Here is an 18,625-nt window from a genome sequence, read left to right as displayed (position 1 = left end):
TCACAACAATCAGGAGAAAAGGCATGTACCAGGATCTCGCCCTCTACATCGATGGAGAATTCATCAAGGGAGGGGACCGGCGCGAGCAGGACGTCATCAACCCGGCCACCCAGGAAGTGCTCGGCAAGCTGCCGCACGCCAGCCGCGCCGACCTGGACCGCGCCCTGGCCGCGGCGCAGCGCGCCTTCGAAAGCTGGAAGAAGACCTCGCCGCTGGAGCGCTCCAAGATCCTGCGCCGCGTGGCCGAGCTGAGCCGCGAGCGCGCCAAGGACATCGGCCGCAACATCACGCTGGACCAGGGCAAGCCGTTGGCCGAGGCCGTGGGCGAAGTCATGGTCTGCGCCGAGCATGCCGAATGGCACGCCGAGGAATGCCGCCGCATCTACGGCCGCGTGATCCCGCCGCGCCAGCCCAACGTGCGCCAGCTCGTGGTGCGCGAGCCGATCGGCGTGTGCGCCGCCTTCACGCCGTGGAACTTCCCGTTCAACCAGGCCATCCGCAAGATCGTCGCGGCCGTGGGCGCGGGCTGCACGCTGATCCTGAAGGGCCCGGAAGATTCGCCCAGCGCCGTGGTGGCGCTGGCCCAGCTGTTCCACGACGCCGGCCTGCCCCCGGGCGTGCTGAACATCGTGTGGGGCGTGCCGGGAGAGATCTCCACCTACCTGATCGAATCGCCGATCGTGCGCAAGATCTCGTTCACCGGCTCGGTGCCGGTAGGCAAGCAGCTGGCCGCGCTGGCCGGCGCGCACATGAAGCGCGTGACGATGGAGCTCGGCGGCCACTCGCCGGTGCTGGTGTTCGACGACGCCGACATCGAGCCGGCCGCCGAGATGCTGGCCCGCTTCAAGCTGCGCAACGCCGGCCAGGTGTGCGTCTCGCCGACGCGCTTCTACGTCCAGGAAAAGGCCTACGACAAGTTCCTCGCGCGCTTCACCGAAGTGATCGGCTCGGTCAAGGTCGGCGACGGCCTGGAAGACGGCACCCAGATGGGCCCGCTCGCGCATGAGCGCCGCATCGCCTCGATGGAACAGTTCCTGGACGACGCCAGCCACCGCGGCGGCAAGGTGGTCGCCGGCGGCTCGCGCATCGGCGACAAGGGCTTCTTCTTCGCGCCCACCGTGGTCACGGAACTGCCCGACGACGCCAAGCTGATGGTCGACGAACCGTTCGGCCCGGTCGCGCCGGTGACGCGCTTCAAGGACGCCGAGGAAGTGCTGCGCCGCGCCAACAGCCTGCCGTTCGGCCTGGCCTCCTACGTGTTCACCAACTCGCTCAAGACCGCGACGCTGGTGTCCAACGGCCTCGAAGCCGGCATGGTCAACATCAACCACTTCGGCATGGCACTGGCCGAAACGCCGTTCGGCGGCATCAAGGACTCCGGCATCGGCAGCGAAGGCGGCCAGGAAACCTTCGATGGCTACCTCGTGACCAAGTTCATCACGCAGGTCTGACAGCGCGCGTGAAAGTGGGCCCGCAGGTTGGCTGCAAGCGGCCAACCTGCGGGCCTTGTCTTTTCTGGGCTAGCGTCTCGCCCTGCCCCAGCGCCCCGACCCACCACGCCCACCACGAAACCATGAGGGTGCTATGTAGCGGCGGCCAAAACCGGTAACGGCAGATGCCTGAACAAGCAGTGCACTCGCCATCATAGGTCTGACCGCGAAACCAACACCGCCAGCAAAGTCGTGGCCGCCCGCACCGGTAACGGCAGGATGCCAGCAGAACCACAAACCCCACCACGAAACCACCAACAACCAGAAACCCCAACGTTTCTGCCCCTGCCGGCCAGGCAGTCCGCTTTCTTTGCCTACTTTCTTTTCGGACAAAAGAAAGTAGGTCGCGCCGGGGGCGCGAAAGCCTTTGACTTTGACTTTGACTTTGAAGTCAAGCAGCTGACGTCAAGCCTTCGACTTCGACCTTAAGCCACTCCCCTCCCTCCCCCTGGCCACCCGATAATCCTCCGCAAAATCCCTCCACTGCTTCTGCGCCATCTCACACCCATGCCGCGCCAGCCGCAGCACCGGCGCACGCCAGTGCCTGCCGGCCGCGAATTCCTGCAATTGCTCGATCCGGTCCGCCGCCTCATGCCCGCAGCCGCGCAGGTGCGCCCACGCGGCAACACGCGCCATCGTCAGCAACACCTCGCGCAATTGCGTGCGCCCGGTGTGCGGGCCGATGTTGACGCGGTCGGCGGTCGGCTGCAGTCCCTTGACCACGTAGGATGAAGCATCCATCGTCACCGCCGACAGCAGCGCCGGCGAGGCCGCCTGCATGGCGTGCTGGATCTGCACCACGCGCGCGGCCTCGCTCTGCCAGCGCGGCTGCGCGCGCAGCGGGATGCTCTTCCAGGCGCTGGGCGCGGCGCGCTTGATGTCGACCAGGCGCTGGGCCGCGCGGTCGTCGCCATTGTGGGCCAGCACCACGTAGCGCTCGAGCCCGAGGCTGCCCACGCCGGCGATGCGGCGCGCGGCATCGTCGGAGACCAAACGCCCGTGGCTCGACTGCTGCCCGAACTCGCGCAGGATGGCGGCGGCGCGCTTGCGCTGGCCCTTGAGCGGCGCCAGCGCGTGCTTGCCGTCGACCAGCAGGCGGCGCTTGCCGCCGCCGCGCACGGTGCGCTCGGCCAGCAGCTCGCCGCGGCGCCGGCGCTTGACCCGGCGCAGCAGCGTGGCGACCATGCCGGTGGCGGTGGCGCGCTCCACCCAGCGCGGCTTGCCGGAGGCCAGCACGGCAGCGTAGGTGTCGAGCATGCGCTCGGCGCCGGCGCGCGCGTCGGCGTCCGACAGCCCGAGCTGGGGCGCGGCGATCATCAGGCTGGAGAGCAGGCGCACCAGGTCCACCGTGAGCGGCGCGACCAGGGCGTCGTCGAAGTCGTTGAGGTCGAAGTAGACCAGGCCGTTGTCGCCCTTGAAGCTGCCCAGGTTCTCCAGGTGGAGGTCGCCGCAGACGTAGGTCACGGGCGCTTCGATCAGTGCCGCCTCGCCGCCCACGGCCGCGGCGTAGAGATGGTTGGTGCCGCGCAGGAAGGCGAACGGATCGGCCGCGATGGCGGCCAGCTTGCGCGTGAGCCGCTCGGGATCGCGGCCTTGGTTGTAGATCAGGATGGCTTCCGTGGCAGGGTGCATGGCTTCCTCTGGTGGACCGGCAACCCGCCAAGTGTACCTCCGCGCCCTAGTGGAAGAACGTGCCGCGCAGCAGGAACGTGTAGTCGGCCTCGGCCGCCATCAGCCCGACCAGCACCAGCAGGCACAGCGGCGGCAGCAGGATCGCGCAGATCAGCGCCAGCCGCTCCCACGCCATGTGCATGAACACGGCGACGATCAGCCCGGCCTTCATCACCATGAACAGCAGGATCAGCGTCCAGCGCAGGTAGCCCTCGAAATGGAAGTAGTCCACCAGGTAGGACAGCGTGGAGAGCACGAACAGCAGCGCCCAGATCTTCAGGTACAGGCCGATGGGATGCTGCTGGCCGTGCTGGGCGCCGTGCCCGGCCTCGGGGCTGGCGGGCGCGGCGGAAGACGTCGAGGTGGCCATGACGAGCCTCACCAGAGATAGAACAGCGCGAAGATGAAGACCCACACCAGGTCCACGAAGTGCCAGTACAGCCCGGCGATCTCCACGATCTGGTAGTTGCCGCCGGCCTCGTAGCGCCCGCGCAGCACCTTGGTCGCCACCACCAGCAGGTAGACCACGCCGCAGCTCACGTGCAGGCCGTGGAAGCCGGTGATCATGAAAAAGGCGGAGCCGAACTGCGCCGCGCCCATCGGGTTGCCCCACGGGCGCACGCCCTCCATGATCAGCTTGGTCCATTCGAAGGCCTGCATGGAGACGAAGGCCACGCCGAACAGCGCGGTGGCAAACATCAGCGCGGCGCATTTCGCGCGGTCGCGCCGGTAGGCGAAGTTCACCGCCATCGCCATCGTGCCGCTGCTGCTGATCAGCACGAAGGTCATGATGGCGATCAACAACAGCGGCACCTCGGCGTTGCCGACGTGCAGCGCGAAGACCTCGCTCGGGTTCGGCCACGGCACGGTGTTGGCGATGCGCACCGTCATGTAGCCGGTCAGGAAGCAACTGAAGATGAAGGTGTCGGACAACAGGAAGATCCACATCATGGCCTTGCCCCACGACACCCGGAAGGCCTGCTGGTCGGAACCCCAGTCGGCCACCAGCCCGCGCCAGCCGGCCGCCGCCGGCGCGCCCGCGGCGGCGGCGGAAGAAACGGGTTGCGATGACATCGGCTTACCTCCCTCGGCGTTGGCCCCGGCGCTCAGCCGCGGCCGCAGATGAAGCGCACGAATTCCGGCGTCAGCCAGCCGAGCGCGGCCAGCAGCACCAGCCACACGGCCAGCAGGAAATGCCAGTAGCGCGCGCACAGCGTGATTCGCAGCGCGGTGCGCCGCGCCATGAACGTGCCCGGCGGCGCGCGCATGGCGAGCGCCCAGCCGGCGAGGCCGCCCAGCACGTGCAGGCCGTGCATCGCGGTCAGCAGGAAAAAGAAGCTGCCGGCCGGGTTGTTGGCCGGCACCACGTGGATGGCGAGCAGGGCCTGCCACGCCCACAACTGCGAGCCGACGAAGGCCGCCGCCGCCAGCCCGCCCCAGCGCAGCGCGCGGCGCGCGCGCGACAGCCGGCCCGCGCGCGCGGCGCGCGGCGCCGCCAGCATGAGCGCGCTGCCCGCCGCCAGCAGCGCGGTGGACAGCCACACCTGCCACGGCAGCGCCACCGCGTGCCAGTCCGGCGAATCCATGCGCATGGCGTAGGCGGTGATGAACAGCGCGAACAGCGAGCACACCACGCCCATGAACACCCACAGGCCGGTGCTGGCCGGCGCCGGGCCGGCACGCTGCCGGCCCACGTCGCCGGGGCCGGGGCCGCCGCGGCGCTCGCCGCCGCCGTCGGCGCGGTAGATCAGGTTCACGCTCATGCCACGGCTCCTCGGCTGGGGTGCGGTTCGGGCTCGGCACCGCCGGCTTCGGGCGGCGCGTTCTGCGCGATGAAGTCCTCGCTCGCGCCGGGCACGCTGTAGGCGTAGGCCCAGCGGTACGCCACCGGCAGCTCGGCCCCCCAGTTGCCGTGCGCGGGCGGGGTCCGCGGCGTCTGCCATTCCAGCGAGGCGGCGCGCCACGGGTTGGCGCCGGCCGGCCGGCCATGCCGCACGCTCCAGGCCAGGTTGAAGATGAACACCAGCTGCGCCGCGGCCACGATGAAGGCCGCGACCGAGATGTAGGCGTTCATCACGTGCGCCGACTCGGGAATGAAGGCGTAGTTGTCGTAGGCGTAGTAGCGCCGCGGCATGCCGAGCACGCCGAGGTAGTGCATCGGGAAGAAGATCGCATAGGTGCCGACGAAGGTAATCCAGAAATGCACGCGGCCCAGCGTATCGTTGAGCATGCGCCCCGTCACCTTGGGGTACCAGTGGTAGATGCCGCCGAACACCACCAGGATCGGCGACACGCCCATCACCATGTGGAAGTGCGCGACCACGAAATACGTGTTGGACAGCGGGATGTCCACGCTGACGTTGCCGAGGAACAGCCCGGTCAGCCCGCCGATGACGAAGGTGCTGATGAAGGCGATGGCGAACAGCATCGGCACCGTGAAGTGGATGTCGGCGCGCCACAGCGTGAGCACCCAGTTGTAGACCTTGATCGCGGTGGGAATGGCGATAATCAGCGTGGTGGTGGCGAAGAAGAAGCCGAAGTACGGGTTCATGCCGCTGACGAACATGTGGTGCGCCCACACCACCACCGACAGCACGCCGATGGCCAGGATCGCCCACACCATCGTGCGGTAGCCGAAGATGCTCTTGCGCGAATGCACGCTCACCAGGTCGGAGACGATGCCGAAGGCCGGCAGCGCCACGATGTACACCTCGGGGTGGCCGAAGAACCAGAACAGGTGCTGGAACAGCAGCGGGCTGCCGCCCTTGTAGTCGAGATGCTGGCCCATCGACACCATCGCCGGCATGAAGAAGCTGGTGCCCAGCGTGCGGTCGAGCAGCATCATCACGCCCGAGACGAACAGCGCCGGGAACGCCAGCAGCGCCAGGATGGTGGCCATGAAGATGCCCCACACGGCCAGCGGCATGCGCATCAGCGTCATGCCCTCGGTGCGCGCCTGCAGCACGGTGGTGACGTAGTTGAGCCCGCCCATCGTGGCCGCCGCGATGAAGATCAGCAGCGACACCAGCATCAGGATGATGCCCCACTGATAGCCGGGCGTGCCCGGCAGGATGGCCTGCGGCGGATAGAGCGTCCAGCCCGCGCCGGTGGGCCCGCCCGGCACGAAGAAGCTCGCCAGCAGCACCAGCACGGACACCAGGTAGACCCAGAAGCTCAGCATGTTGAGGAACGGGAACACCATGTCGCGCGCGCCCACCATGAGCGGGATCAGGTAGTTGCCGAAGCCGCCGAGGAACAGCGCGGTGAGCAGGTAGATCACCATGATCATGCCGTGCATGGTGACGAACTGGTAGTAGCGGTTGGCGTCGATGAAGGCGAAATGCCCCGGGAAGCCGAGCTGCAGCCGCATCAGGTTGGACAGCAGCACGCCGATCAGCCCAACGAAGATGGCGACCAGCGTGTACTGCACCGCGATCACCTTGTGGTCCTGGCTCCAGATGTAGCGGGTGAAGAAACTGGTGGGGCCGTGGATGTCGTGGTCGGCGTAGGCCATTGGCTGCTCCTGTCAGCTTACCGGGCTGCCGCGCCCGATGCGGCGCCCGAACCGGCGCCCGCCTGCGTGGCGCCATCCTGCGCGCCGTTGGCGCGGATGTAGGCGACCAGCGCGCTCACTTCCTCTTCGCTCAGGGGAATCTTCGGCATCACCGGGCCGAAGCCCTTGACCAGCCGCTGCTGCGGCTCGGTGATCTCGGTCTTGAGGTAGCCGTCGTCCACCCTCGCGCTGCTGCCGTCGGCGAAGGTCTCGCTGCGCCCGTACAGGCCCTTCCAGCTCGGCCCCACGCCGACGCTGCCGTCGATGCTGTGGCAGCCGATGCAGCCCTTGCTCTGCGCCAGCGCGCGGCCCTGCGCCGCGAGCGTGCCGGCGGGCGCGCCGCCGGCGGCCGCCACCGCGCCCGGCGCGGGCGTCTTGAGCATGGTCAGGGCGAAGGTCGGCTGGCGCGCCAGCCAGGCCTGGAACGCGGCGTCGTCCTCCACCACCACCTTGCCGCGCATGTTGTAGTGGCCCACGCCGCAAAGCTGCGCGCACAGGATCTCGAAGGTGCCGGCCCTGGTCGGCGTGAACCAGAACGAAGTCACCATGCCCGGCACCATGTTCATGCGGGCGCGGAACGGCGGCACGTAGAAGTCGTGCAGCACGTCCTTGGAGCGCAGCAGCACCTTGACCGGGCGGTTCAGCGGCAGGTGCACCTCGGACGCGGCCACGATGATGTCGTCCTGCCCGCGCGGATCGTCGGGGTTCACGCCGAGCGGATTGTCCGCCGAGACGAAGCGCGCATCCGAAGTACCGAGCTGGCCGCCCTGGCCGGGAAAGCGGAAGCCCCATTGCCATTGCTGGCCCACCACCTCGAGCACCATCGCGTTGGCGGGCGGGCGCACGTATTCGGCGTAGACGAACAGGCCCGGCGCCAGCAGCACGATCACGCCGAGCGTGGTGCCGGCGGTCAGCCACAGTTCGAGCTTGCGGTTTTCCGGCTGGTAGGCGGCGCGCGCGCCCTGGCGATGGCGGTAGCGCCAGACGATGTAGCCGACGAACAGGTTGATGACGATGAAGAAGATGCCGGTGACGACCAGCGTGATGGTCAGCGTGTCGTCCATCTGCTTCCAGTTCGAAGCAAGCGGGGTCGCCCACCACGGGCTCAGTAAATGAAAGAGCACCGAAGCGACGACGATGACGACGAGTGCAATGGCGAGCGCCATACCGACCCTCCCCCCCGCGCATGGCTGACCGCGAACTCAGCGCAAGGTTGAGATAAGCCTAGTGCATGTGGTCCGCCCGGTGCAAGGCGCCGCCCGCATCGCTTTGGGTGCACTGCCACACAAACGCGCGGCGCGCAGGCGCGCCGGGCGCCGCATAAAAAGCGGCGAAGGAAGGCCTGGACCGTCCTTCGCCGCCGGTGGGCCGCGCCGCCCGTGTAGTGGCAATGCGCAAGGCCGAAAACGCGCCGCGTGGCCCGTGCTCAGTGCGATACATCCTTGTTTTCGAGCTTCCAGTACGCGATGGCCGCGGTCATGCCGAAGATCAGGTGGCCCGCCAGCGTGTGCCAGCCGCGCGCGTCGGCGAACCACGAGAAGAAGCGCGTCATGCCATAGAAGTCGATCAGGTAGACCGCCAGCCCGAACACCGCGCCGGTCAGCAGCACCATGCCGGCGCTGGAGTCGAAGTGGAACGGCGCGATGATGACCGCCAGGATCATGCCGAGCACCGCGCCCAGCACGAAGTGGATGACCAGCGCCACCGCCACCGTGCCCACGCTGAACAGGGAGGTCTGCAGCACGTCCGGCCCCATCACGATGGCCGCGATCATGCGCGTGGTGCCCCACGGATTGACGCCGGCCACCATGGTGGACCAGAACAGCTCGACCACCATCAGCAGCGCGCCGGCCGCAAGGCCGGACACGGCCGCCGCCATCCAGTCGGGCAGGCGACGCACGTAATGGTGCGATTGCATGTGAAGTTCCATAGCCACCTCCGATACGCTGGTTGCTGCAGTGGCGCCATCACGGGCGCCGCGGCCCGCTTGCGGGTCCGGCCTGCATACTGGTCAGCATAGGACAGGCGGGCCGGTCCGTCGGCCCGGCCGCATGCAAATATGCGCGCGGCGCGTGGCATGCCGCGCATTGCCGGCGGCGCGTGTGGCAGCCGCGGTACTTGCCGCGGCCGTGGCGGCGCCCTGCCTTTCCGGCGGCGCAAGGCAGGCCCGGCGGCGTCCGCCGGCGATGTTGCGGCGCAGCGTGCGGACCGCGGCGAAGCGGGTGCGTGCCGCTTAGGTGACAACCCCCACTTAATCGAGCTTGGCGTCCCCGCGACACTTTCTATACTGGAAACACAAGTAGAGAGACAGGAGACAGCCATGCTGCACTTCACGTCACATGATCTTGTTTTTCTGATCCCGATGGCGCTGGTTGGCATGATCGCTTTCGGCGGGATTCCGTTTACGGCCCGGGCCTTGCGCATCAGTTGCCGCGCGGCGGGCGCCATCTTCGGAGCCCTGCTGGCGGTGGCCCTGCTCGAAGCGTTGCCGTTGCTGATCTGAGCGCCGGCGGACGCATCGCGCGCCAGCCGGCTCGGGAGATGGCCGAGGGGAAGGAGGCCGCGATGACGCTTGGCCTGTTGGCCGCCATGATGGCGGCGCTGCTGCTGCTCACCGTGGTCGCGGCGATCTGGCGCTGCAGCCATCCCTATCGCATGCGCTACCGGCGCTGCGCGCAGCACCGGCGCCGCGCCGGTATCTGCCGGGAGATGCGGCGGCGCCAGCCGCCGGGCCTGACCTGAACGCGGCGGCCGTAGTCAACGTAGCGCTGTAGCCGCTAGGTCGCCTAATCGCTTGATCGCTTGATCGCCTGGTTGCTTGATCGCTGTCGCCGCCGTGCCGGCGGTCAGATCTCGATCATGGCGAACTCGCCCTTGCCCACGTCGCATTCGGGGCAGCGCCAGTCTTCCGGAATATCCTCCCAGCGCGTGCCGGGGGCGATGCCGTCTTCCGGCCAGCCTTGTTCTTCGTCATAGACCCAGCCGCAGATCAGGCAGACCCAGGTCTTGTAGGCAACGACTTCCTGCTGCAAAACGCACTCCTGTTTTCGATTCCGGGCCAGATCATACAAGCTTTTCGGCCCGCGGCGGCGTCCGCCGCGGGGAAAGCAGTCCGCCTCAGTCGCGGATGGCGAAGTCCACCCGGTTGGGCGCGCCCTTGTCCTTGATGCCCTCGGTGTCGAGCTTCGGCGCGGTCAGGAACAGGCGGTTTTCCGGCACCTTGCCGTCGCGCTCCAGCGACTGCTTAACCGCCAGCGCGCGCTGCTCGGCAAGCTGGCGCAGCTCCACGTTGGTCACCGGCGCGTTTTCCAGCAGCAGCTTTTCCATCTCCTGCGTCGGCAGCGACTTGGCCAGGCCGATCACGTTGCGCGGCTTCTTGAACGAAGCGCGCTTGTAGACCGCCTCCAGGTACTTCGGATATTCCTGCTGCGACACCGTCACCTTGGCGCCCTGCTCGCCTTCCTCGCTGTCGTCCGCCACGCCGCCCTGGCGGGCGCTGGAGCGCAGGTCGCGCGACTTCTGCTCGGCCACGCGCGCGTCGAGCCAGGCGCGCTGCGCGCCGGCCATGTCGGTGGCCGGGTCGATGCGCCCGCTGATCTCCAGCCGCAGCGACGGGCGGTCCGCCAGCGCCTTGCCCAGCGTGTCGATCTTCTGCCTGGCCGCCGGCGTGAGCGTGGCGGTGCCGGGCGGGAACTCGACGTAGCCCAGCTCGTCGCCGCCGCCGCCGAAGGCCGAGGCGATCAGCGAGAACGGCGAGGTGATGGCCTTGGTCAGCAGGTTGACGATCACGCGCACGATCACGCCGCCGATGCTGAACTCGGGGTCCGACAGCGAGCCCGAGACCGGCAGGTTGATGTCGATCACGCCGTTGCGGTCCTTGAGCAGCGACACCGCCAGCAGCACCGGCAGCTTGGTCGCCGTGGGGCTGTGGACCTTGTCGCCGAAGGTGAGCTGGTCCAGGTAGAGGTGGTTGCTCGCATCGAGCTTGCCGTTCTCGATCTTGTACGCCACGTCCACCGTGAGCTTGCCCTTGGTGATCGGATAACCGGCGTACTTGGCCGCGTAGGGGGTCAGGCGCGTGAGCTCCACGCCGGCGGCCTTGGCGGCGATGTCGAGGTAGAGCGGGTCGGCCAGCGGGTTGAGCTTGCCGTCGATGTTGACCGGCGCGTCGTCGTCGATGCGGCCCGCCAGCGTGAGGTCGGCCGGCGCCGGATCGGTCGAGGACACCTTGGAGACCGAGCCCTTCATGTCGGTCAGGTTGGCGGTGTAGTTGGGCCGGACGAAGAAGTCCGAGAAATTGATGTTGCCCTTGCTCACCGTCACGCCGCCCAGGCGGATCTGCGGCTTGGCCGCCGCCGTGGCGACGGGCGCCGGGGCCGGTGCCGGCGTGGGCGCGGCGGCCGGCGCGCTGGCCGGCGGCGCCGAGGCCGGGTTGGCCTGCGTCAGGCTGGTGCTCGGCGCGGCCTCGCCCTTGGCGGCGCCGCCCGCCATCACGTCCTGCAGGTTCAGGCGGCCGTTGGCGTTGAGGATCACGCGCGCGTAGAAATCGGACAGCGCCACGCTGCCCACGCCCACCTTCATCGGCCCCTTCGACTCGTCCATGACGAAGTCGATGCCGTTGACGGCCAGCGAGCGCCAGCGCAGGAAATCGTCGCCGGTGACGCGGTCCACGGTGCGCACGTTGCCAAGCTGCGCATTGCCGGCGAAACGCGCGGCGATCGGCTTGCCGCTGGGCGCGTCCACGCCCAGGCGGCCCTTGACGGTGGCCGTGCCGCCGCGCAGCGCGGCGTTGAAGCGGTCGGCCAGGTAGGGCTGCAGCGGCGCCAGGTCGATCTCGCGCAGGTCCACCTGCACCTGCGCCGCCGGCGCCGTGGGCTGCACCGTGCCGTCCAGCGCCATCACGCCGCGCCGGCCGCTCTCGGCCTTGAACTTGAGCGGGATCGCGCCGGGCGCCAGCGGCCATTGCAGCGCGCCGGTGCCGAGGCTGATGTTGCGGTACTGGTGGATCACCGGGCGGTCGCGGTTGGCGGCGGCCGGCGCGTAGTCGGTCAGCCGCACGCTGCCGCCGTCGAGCGCGAACTTGCCCAGCTGGGCTTTCCACGGCAGCGGCCTGGCGGCCGCGGGGCTCTCTGGCCGCGCCGCCTTGGCCGTGACCGTGGCCGAGCGCTGGCTGGCCTTCTGCCCGGACTGCGCCGCCCACAGACGCGCGCTCTCCAGCAGTTCGCCGCGGTGGTCGCGCGTGAGCGCGACCTGCGGCTTGGCCACCACCAGCTCGCCGGCGCTGAAAGTATGCCCGGCAAGGTCGAAGCCGATGTCGTCGAGCGCCACGCGCTCGGCGCGCATGACCGGCAGGCTGGCGGTGTCGTCGTCGTTGTCCGTGCGCGCGCGCGCGCGGCGCGCGCTGCCGGCGTTGCCGGCGCCCGCGGCGGGCACCGCCACCGGCTCCCGCGTGGCCACATACAGCGGCGCCAGTTCCACGCGCGACTTGTCCAGCGCGAACGCGAATTCCGGGCCGCCCCATGCCATCTTGTAGTGCAGCTCGGCGTTGACCGCGGTGTCGCCCAGCTGCGCGCGCAGCTCGGCCGGCCACCACGCGGCAAACCCCTGCGGCTTCACGCCGCTGGCCTGCAGCGTGCCGGTCATGGTGCCGCCGCGCAGGGTCAGCTCGCCTTCGTGGCTGAGGCTCTGGCCTTCGCCCAGGCCCAGCTTGGCCTGCACTTTGGCCGGCTTGTCGCTGTCGCCCGACAGGCCCGCGACCTCGGCGTCCAGCGGCCCGAGCGCCAGCGTGCCGGGCCCGGAGGGAGCCAGCTCGTCGCGCAGCGCGAGGCTGGCCTGCTTGACGCTGATCTGGTCGACCGCGTAGGACCACGGCTTCGGTGCCGGCTGCGCTGCCGGTTGCGGCGGCGCGATGCCGGCCGCGGCGGGTGCCGAGGCCGGGCCCGCCTTGGCGGCCGGCGCGGAAGCCGGCGCCGCCGCAGGTGCCGTGGCCGGCGTGGCCGCCGGGGCCGCCGGGGCCTGCGGCAGGAAAGCCTGGGCGAGGTCGAGCGTGCCGTCGGCGCGGCGCGTGGCGTTCACGGCCAGCCCTTCCACCGTCACGTTGCGCAGGTGCGCCTTCTGCGCCAGCGGCTCGATGCGGTCGATGTCGAGCGCCACGCGGCCGGCCTTCACCAGCGGCGAGCCGTCGTGCTTGCGGATGTCGGCCTCGCGCAGCGCCGCCGTGCCGGCCAGGAAGACGTCCTGCTTGTCCTTGGACTGGATGAAGCCGAGCGTCAGGCGCGTGTCCAGCAGGCCGCCCTTGACCTCGGCGTCCTTGAGCGCGGGCGCGAACGCCATGTAGCGCGGCAGGTCCAGCCCGTCGAGATTGAGGTTCAGGTGCGTCTCGCGCGAGGCGGCGAACGGCAGCATGGTGCCGTCGAGCGCCAGCGCGGAGCCGTTGATGCGCGCGCTCAGCGAGGGCCGCGTGACGATCTCCACGTCATGCGGCAGGTTGGACAGGAACGGCAGCGTGACGGTGAGGTTGTCGACGCGCTGGGTCTGCCCGAGCAGCTTGTCGTCGAACACCACGCTGCCGCCGGTCAGGGCGATGTTGTTGATCGAGAAGCGCGCCGGCTCGGACTTGGGCGAGGGCGGCTGCGCGGCGAAGCGCTCCTCGATGTCGGCATAGCTCATGCGGCCGCTGGCGTCGCGCGCCAGGCGCAGCGCCGGCCGGTCGATGTGCACCGCGTCCACCACCGGGGCCATGTGCCACAGCGAGGCGATGGCGCCGTCGATCTGCGCCTCGCCCAGCGTCAGCATGGGCGTGGTGCCGTCCGGCTCGTAGATGGTGAGGTCGGACACGGTGACCGCCAGCGAGAACGGCCGCACCTGGGCGCCGCCGATCGTGACCTTGCGCCCGAGCGCCTCGCTGGCCTGCTTTGCCGCGATGGACCTGATCAGCGGCGGCCCGCCGAAATAACCGGCCAGCCCGAATACCGCGAGCGCCGCCACGATGCCGCCGGCCACCCGCACGCCGGCCCTGCGCCGGGGCGTGGCGGTCACCGCCTGCATGGAGAACTTGATTGCCATGTGATCCTAGAGAGTTCGACCCCACTACCCCGCTACCCCGAATATCCTGAATATCCCGATACCCGCCCGATATCGCCCGATACCGCGGTGCTCCGTCATGCCGGCAACCCTGCATGCCGGGCCGCCGCTGCCGTGCGGCACCATCTTGTACGGAACCCGCCGGGCCGCGCGCAGGCCCTGCCACGCGGATATTCGGCGAGTCGGCCACTTTGTGGCCCTGATTTCACTTTTTATCCACATTATGGCAACGGATTGGGGCAATGCAAAGGCATTCAAACTAATCCGAAAGCGATTTCAAGACTGCAAAAAATCCATTCAACCGGACTTGTCCGGACCCGCATCCCGCCGATCTGGTATTGTTCCGCTTTTGCGAAGCGTCACGTCGCAAGCCAGCGGCTTATCCGCCACTTAGTGCCTGCTTCCCCCGCGCTGTAACCCTCCGGCCAGAACCCTCCACGTCAACCGTGTTGCGCGCTTCGCATGCGAACTTTTTCCATGCGAGTCTTCTCATGTCGATCACCAGCAGTACTGCCGGCGCAGACGGCACGCGCAACAGCGCGCAGCCGCGCCCCCTGACCAGGCAGGATTACAAGACGCTTGCCCTGGCGGCCCTCGGCGGCGCGCTTGAATTCTACGACTTCATCATCTTCGTCTTCTTCGCCACCGTCATCGGGCAGCTGTTCTTCCCGCCGTCGGTGCCGGACTGGCTGCGCCAGATGCAGACCTTCGGCATTTTCGCCGCCGGCTACCTGGCCCGCCCGCTGGGCGGCATCATCATGGCGCACTTCGGCGACCTGCTCGGGCGCAAGAAGATGTTCACGCTGTCCATCCTGCTGATGTCGGTGCCGACGCTGCTGATGGGCCTGCTGCCGACCTACCACGCGATCGGCCTGCTGGCGCCGCTGGCGCTGCTGATCCTGCGCGTGATGCAGGGCGCCGCCGTGGGCGGCGAAGTGCCCGGCGCCTGGGTGTTCGTCTCCGAGCACGTGCCGGCGCGCCGCACCGGCTACGCCTGCGGCACGCTGACCGCGGGGCTGACCGCCGGCATCCTGCTGGGCTCGCTGGTGGCCACCGGCATCAACAGCATCTTCACCCCGGCCGAGCTGACCGACTGGGGCTGGCGCGTGCCGTTCCTGCTCGGCGGCGTGTTCGGCATCGGCTCGATGTACCTGCGCCGCTGGCTGCACGAGACGCCGGTGTTCGCCGAGCTGCAGCAGCGCAAGGCGCTGGCCGCCGAGATGCCGCTCAAGGCGGTGGTGCGCGACCACCGCGGCGCGGTGGCGGTGTCGATGCTGCTGACGTGGATGCTGTCGGCCGGCATCGTGGTGGTGATCCTGATGACGCCGACCTTCCTGCAGAAGATCTACGGCTTCGACGGCCGCACCGCGCTGATGGCCAACAGCGTGGCCACGCTGTGCCTGACCGCGGGCTGCGTGGTGGCGGGGCTGCTGGCGGACAAGATCGGCGCGCGCGTCACGCTGTTCGTCGGCGGCCTGCTGCTGGCGATCAGCGTCTACGTGTTCTACAGCACGCTGCATGCGCGCCCGGACCTGCTGGTCCCGCTGTATGCCGTGACCGGCTTCCTGGTCGGCACCATCGGCGCGGTGCCGTTCGTGCTGGTCAAGGCCTTCCCGGCCCAGGTGCGCTTCTCGGGGCTGTCGTTCTCGTACAACGTGTCGTATGCGATCTTCGGCGGCCTGACGCCGATGATCGTCACGCTGATGCTCAAGAACGACCCGCTCGCGCCCGCCTATTACGTGGTGGCGCTGTGCGTGCTGGGCATGGTGACGGCGCTGTTCGTCAAGGACCGCTCGCACGCCTGAGCGCGGCGGGTAGTGCCGGAAAGGCTGTGCCGGAAAGGCTGTGCCGGAAAGGAAAGGGCCGCACGAGTGCGGCCCTTTTTCGTCATACGGCGCGGCTTCAGCGCCGATGCTGCCTGAAGAACTGCCACATCAGCGCGCTGGCGTCGGGGCCGATGGCCGAGTGGTAGGCATAGTCGCCGTCGCCGCCGCTCCAGGCATGGCCCAGGCCGGCGATCTCGCACACTTCCACCATGTCGCGGTTCCATACGCCGAAGCTGGCCTCGAGGTAGTCGCCGGCGGGCAGGCTCGCCGCGGGCGGGGCGGCCATGCGGGCCTCCCCGGCGTCCTCGCCCTCCCCCTCCCCGGCCGTCCCGGCCAGCGCGGGCGCGGCGTGGGCGGCGCGGCGCGCGGCGCGGCCGCTCATGCGCTCGTCGACGCGGTCGGCCATGCCGTTGTAGGCCAGGAACTGCCGCGCCAGCAGGCGCGCGTTGACCGGGTGCACCGCCTCGTCGTCCATGCCGTGCAGGATGATGGCGGGCATCTTCGCTCCGCCCGGCATGGCGCCGGCGGCGTCCAGCAGCACGGCCGGATCGGCGCTGGTGCCGTGCTGCATGGCGCGCAGGCCGTCGCGCGGCGTGTGCCCGGCGCCGACCACCACGCCGGAGTGCAGCCCCACCGCGGCGATCTTGCCGGGATAGCGCAGCGCCACCACCGCGGCCATGCTGGCGCCCGCGGACAGGCCGGCCAGGTAGACCTGGTCGGCGCGCACGTCGGGCCGCGCCATCAGCGCGTCGATCAGCACCGACAGCGCCTGCGCCTCGCGCCCGCCCTCGGTCGCGCCCAGGTCGAACCATTGCCAGCAGCGCTGCATCTGGCGCCGCAGCGGCTGTTGCGGATAGGCCACCATGAAGCCCTCGCGCTCGGCCAGCGCGTTCATGCGCGTGCCGGCGGCCAGGTCTTCCGGCGTCTGCCGGCAACCGTGCAGCATGACGACCAGCGGCATGGGGCGGTGCGCCGCGCGCGACGGCACGTACAGCCAGTAGGACAGGCGCGGCACCAGTTCGCCCGGCAGCGGCGCCAGATGATGGTGATGGGCCGACCAGTCGCCCGGCAACGGCCGCCGCGGCGGCAGGAGCAAGGGAGCGGGGGTGCGCGCCCGCAGGCGCGGGGAGGCGGGATTAAGGGTAGCGATACGCTCGAACCATGTTTGGAGTTGGCGCGCGGACTGCGGCTGCGCCCGGCTGATCTGCCGGAGTTGCGCATGCCAGTCCGCCGAAAGGCTCTTGGCCATGAAGACTCCTGCTGTCTGCATTGTTGCGATGCAGCATAGCACAGCCATCAAGGCGAGGTCGGCGTCGCTTTCCGGCAACATGTTATGAAAAACAGACATTACCGGACGCCACGTGGCGCAGCGGCCCCATGCAGGTTAACGTCATGCCGTCGAAAAAATTGAATTCTGCGTTTGAAATAATGCAGATCCGCCGAAGTTAGCGGCAGAAGCGGGCCGGTTATACTGCATTTGCATTTGTCGCAGGCAAATGGAGAGGCCAGGCCATGCCCGAAGCGAATATTTCGAGCTGTTCGCTGTGTTTGTTCCAGTCAGTGTGCCGCCAGGCGGAATCCGCACCCGGCCAGAGCCCGCGGGAACGTCCGCTGATGCCGGCCAGCACGCTGTGGCGCGCCGGCGAGACCGTGTACCGCCAGGCGCGGCCGGTACAGGCAGTATTTCCCATCCGCCAGGGCAGCGTCAAGTCGGTGTTCGAGTCGCCGCTGGGCTGGCGCCAGGTCACCGCCTTCGCCCACCCCGGCGACGTCCTGGGCCTGGAGGACCTCGACGACCCGCTCCATTGCACCGCCGCCGTCGCCATGCAGGACACCCGCTGCTGCGTGGTGCCGATCGAGGCCGCGCGCGAGCACCTGCACCAGGCCGCGTGCCGCGCGCCGATGCTCGGCGCGCTGCGCCGCAATGCGCAGCGCCAGCGCACGCTGCTGGTCGCGCTCGGCTCGATGAAGGCGGCGCAGCGCCTTGCCATGCTGCTGCTGGACCTGGCCGACGAGCAGCGCCGCCGCGGCCGGGCCGGCGAGGCCATGACGCTGGCCATGTCGCGCAACGACATCGCCAGCTATCTCGGCCTGACGCTGGAAACCGTCTCGCGCCTGCTGGCGCGCTTCGCCAGCGTGGGGCTGATCACGGTGCGGCAGCGGCAGTTGCGCATCGTCGACCCGGCTGGGCTCGATTCCGTCTACGCGGACCCCGAGCGCGTGCCGATCCGCCCGCCCGCCGAGGCGCCGGCCGCCGCGCTGGCCCCCTCGCCGGGCCGCGCGCCCGCGCGGCCGCTCGCGGGCACCGCGCGCATCCTGCCGGCGTAGGACGAACACCGACAGCACGCCCGTGCAAACGCGGCTATGGTCAGGTCATGCCGCCGCGTGCGGAGAACGGCGCCAGCCGCCGGTTCCCGGCACGCCCGGCGGCATCCGACCTACCTTCCGGTATCCGTATGCGGGATTTCCTTTTCGCCGCGCGCGCGCACGCGGCGCCGCTGGCCTTCCTGGTGATCGCCGGATTCGCGCCGGCCGCCGCGGCGCAGGCGCTCGCACCCGCCTCGCTTTCCAAGCTGGCCCGGCTGCTACTCGGCACCGTGGAGGGCAAGAGCACCGGCATGAGCGGCGTCACGCGGCTGACCGGCGGCGGCGGCACGCCCGATGCCGAGCTCGTGGCGGCATGCCAGGAGCTGACGCAGGCCGGACCGTTCCCGCTCGACAACGCGACCCGGCTCGAGGGATGCAGCGTCTCGCCCGGCAAGCGCGTGGTGTTCCGCCTCAGCCTGGTCGGCGTCGATGCCTCGCGAGAGGGGACCGTGGCCTTCATGGCGAGCGCGGGGCCGGTGCTGGCGAAAGGCATCTGCCGCAACCCGGACGTGCCGGTGCTCGGCCGTCTGGGCGTCACCCTGAACTACCGCTACCTGGGCAACGGCAACCAGCCCGTGGGCGAGGTCACGATCCCGCCGGAGCGCTGCGCGCAGAAGTGAGCGGCGCGGCCTGGC

At 69.4% G+C, this 18,625-nt stretch carries 16 protein-coding genes; 6 read left to right on the top strand and 10 right to left on the bottom strand.

Annotated features, from left to right (window positions below; genetic code table 11):
* The first annotated feature begins 23 nt into the window (after window positions 1-23).
* Window positions 24-1,451, top strand: a complete 1,428-nt coding sequence (locus tag KF708C_RS29640; RefSeq protein WP_020206846.1) for an NAD-dependent succinate-semialdehyde dehydrogenase — start codon at window positions 24-26, stop codon at window positions 1,449-1,451.
* Window positions 1,452-1,895: 444 nt separating this feature from the next.
* Here the strand turns inward: KF708C_RS29640 and KF708C_RS29635 are convergent, their stop codons facing one another.
* From KF708C_RS29635 to KF708C_RS29605, 7 genes are all read right to left on the bottom strand, one after another.
* A complete protein-coding gene (locus KF708C_RS29635; protein WP_020206303.1) occupies window positions 1,896-3,122 on the bottom strand; it encodes a DUF2252 domain-containing protein in 1,227 nt (408 codons plus the stop codon).
* A 46-nt stretch (window positions 3,123-3,168) separates the two neighbouring features.
* A complete protein-coding gene (locus KF708C_RS29630; protein ID WP_020206302.1) occupies window positions 3,169-3,531 on the bottom strand; it encodes a cytochrome C oxidase subunit IV family protein in 363 nt (120 codons plus the stop codon).
* Window positions 3,532-3,539: 8 nt separating this feature from the next.
* Window positions 3,540-4,235: a heme-copper oxidase subunit III family protein gene (locus KF708C_RS29625; protein ID WP_020206301.1), complete on the bottom strand. Its 696-nt coding sequence runs from the start codon at window positions 4,233-4,235 to the stop codon at window positions 3,540-3,542.
* 32 nt (window positions 4,236-4,267) lie between these two features.
* Complete coding sequence (locus KF708C_RS29620) at window positions 4,268-4,924, bottom strand: cytochrome c oxidase subunit 3 (protein ID WP_059415056.1); 657 nt, start codon at window positions 4,922-4,924, stop codon at window positions 4,268-4,270.
* Window positions 4,921-6,675, bottom strand: coding sequence for a cytochrome c oxidase subunit I (gene ctaD, locus KF708C_RS29615; protein WP_059415054.1), 1,755 nt, complete (start codon window positions 6,673-6,675; stop codon window positions 4,921-4,923). Before ctaD ends, KF708C_RS29620 begins: the two co-directional genes overlap by 4 nt.
* Before the next feature lie 17 nt (window positions 6,676-6,692).
* On the bottom strand, window positions 6,693-7,880 hold the full coding sequence (locus tag KF708C_RS29610; protein ID WP_059415051.1) for a cytochrome c oxidase subunit II: 1,188 nt from the start codon (window positions 7,878-7,880) through the stop codon (window positions 6,693-6,695).
* 260 nt (window positions 7,881-8,140) lie between these two features.
* Window positions 8,141-8,644: a hypothetical protein gene (locus tag KF708C_RS29605; protein WP_059415045.1), complete on the bottom strand. Its 504-nt coding sequence runs from the start codon at window positions 8,642-8,644 to the stop codon at window positions 8,141-8,143.
* Window positions 8,645-9,034: 390 nt separating this feature from the next.
* Between KF708C_RS29605 and KF708C_RS29600 the strand changes: the two genes are divergently transcribed.
* Window positions 9,035-9,217 carry a hypothetical protein gene (locus KF708C_RS29600; protein ID WP_006163669.1) on the top strand — a complete coding sequence of 61 codons (183 nt, stop codon included), beginning with the start codon at window positions 9,035-9,037 and terminating at the stop codon, window positions 9,215-9,217.
* Between the two features lie 62 nt (window positions 9,218-9,279).
* Entirely contained in the window at window positions 9,280-9,456 is a 177-nt protein-coding gene (locus tag KF708C_RS36550; protein WP_020206295.1) for a hypothetical protein, read from the top strand.
* 104 nt (window positions 9,457-9,560) lie between these two features.
* On the opposite strand, the gene KF708C_RS29595 is transcribed toward KF708C_RS36550, so the two are convergent.
* Together KF708C_RS29595 and KF708C_RS29590 are read right to left on the bottom strand one after the other, a co-directional pair.
* Window positions 9,561-9,746 (bottom strand): rubredoxin, encoded by a 186-nt coding sequence (locus KF708C_RS29595; RefSeq protein WP_020206294.1) that lies wholly within the window; start codon window positions 9,744-9,746, stop codon window positions 9,561-9,563.
* Window positions 9,747-9,831: 85 nt separating this feature from the next.
* Complete coding sequence (locus KF708C_RS29590; RefSeq protein WP_059415041.1) at window positions 9,832-13,779, bottom strand: DUF748 domain-containing protein; 3,948 nt, start codon at window positions 13,777-13,779, stop codon at window positions 9,832-9,834.
* 509 nt (window positions 13,780-14,288) lie between these two features.
* Between KF708C_RS29590 and KF708C_RS29585 the strand changes: the two genes are divergently transcribed.
* Window positions 14,289-15,602 (top strand): MFS transporter, encoded by a 1,314-nt coding sequence (locus KF708C_RS29585; protein WP_020206292.1) that lies wholly within the window; start codon window positions 14,289-14,291, stop codon window positions 15,600-15,602.
* 97 nt (window positions 15,603-15,699) lie between these two features.
* Here the strand turns inward: KF708C_RS29585 and KF708C_RS29580 are convergent, their stop codons facing one another.
* Window positions 15,700-16,872 (bottom strand): extracellular catalytic domain type 1 short-chain-length polyhydroxyalkanoate depolymerase, encoded by a 1,173-nt coding sequence (locus tag KF708C_RS29580; protein WP_059415036.1) that lies wholly within the window; start codon window positions 16,870-16,872, stop codon window positions 15,700-15,702.
* Between the two features lie 365 nt (window positions 16,873-17,237).
* Between KF708C_RS29580 and KF708C_RS29575 the strand changes: the two genes are divergently transcribed.
* Together KF708C_RS29575 and KF708C_RS29570 are read left to right on the top strand one after the other, a co-directional pair.
* Window positions 17,238-17,951 carry a Crp/Fnr family transcriptional regulator gene (locus tag KF708C_RS29575; RefSeq protein ID WP_082080095.1) on the top strand — a complete coding sequence of 238 codons (714 nt, stop codon included), beginning with the start codon at window positions 17,238-17,240 and terminating at the stop codon, window positions 17,949-17,951.
* Between the two features lie 128 nt (window positions 17,952-18,079).
* The gene (locus KF708C_RS29570; RefSeq protein WP_020206289.1) at window positions 18,080-18,610 is read left to right on the top strand and encodes a hypothetical protein; all 531 of its coding nucleotides are present in this window, start codon (window positions 18,080-18,082) and stop codon (window positions 18,608-18,610) included.
* The last annotated feature ends 15 nt before the right edge of the window (window positions 18,611-18,625 follow it).

The organism is Cupriavidus basilensis, from assembly GCF_000876015.1.
GTDB classification, from domain to species: domain Bacteria; phylum Pseudomonadota; class Gammaproteobacteria; order Burkholderiales; family Burkholderiaceae; genus Cupriavidus; species Cupriavidus basilensis_B.
Note: the sequence above shows the minus strand (reverse complement) of the source record. Positions and strands in the feature narration are given on the sequence as shown.